Source organism: Microbacterium maritypicum MF109, from assembly GCF_000455825.1.
Lineage (GTDB): Bacteria > Actinomycetota > Actinomycetes > Actinomycetales > Microbacteriaceae > Microbacterium > Microbacterium maritypicum_A.
This window is the reverse complement of record NZ_ATAO01000251.1, coordinates 1-491: the sequence shown is the minus strand read 5'-3', so window position 1 is coordinate 491 and position 491 is coordinate 1. Positions and strand designations below refer to the sequence as shown.

Here is a 491-nt window from a genome sequence, read left to right as displayed (position 1 = left end):
CGGATTCCCGGTGCGGATGGTCGTGCCCGGCCTCTACGGATACGTGTCGGCGACCAAGTGGCTCACCGAGCTCAAGGTCACCACCTTCGCCCAGGACGAGGCGTACTGGACTCCCCGGGGCTACAGCGCGGAGGCCCCGATCAAGTTCGCCTCGCGCGTCGACACCCCCAAGATCGGCGAGGCGGTCGACGCCGGGAAGATCCCGATCGCCGGAGTCGCCTGGGCGCAGTCGGTCGGTATCGAGCGCGTGGAGGTCAGCATCGACGACGGGGACTGGATGCCGGCGACGCTGTCGACCCCGATCAACGACGACACCTGGGTGCAGTGGTTCATGGAGTGGGATGCCACGCCCGGCACGCACTACGTCGCCGTGCGTGCGATCAACAAGAACGGCGATCTGCAGATCCAGGAGCGTGCGCCGATCGCACCGAACGGTTCGTCGGGCTGGCAGCGTTCACTCATCCGGGTCAACTGAGAGCCGTGCGCGTTCG

At 67.2% G+C, this 491-nt stretch carries 1 protein-coding gene; it reads left to right on the top strand.

Annotated features, from left to right (window positions below; translation table 11 throughout):
- A partial coding sequence (locus tag L687_RS41400) for a molybdopterin-dependent oxidoreductase (protein ID WP_040569876.1) occupies positions 1-475 on the top strand: 475 nt, incomplete at its 5' end.
- Between the last annotated feature and the right edge of the window lie 16 nt (positions 476-491).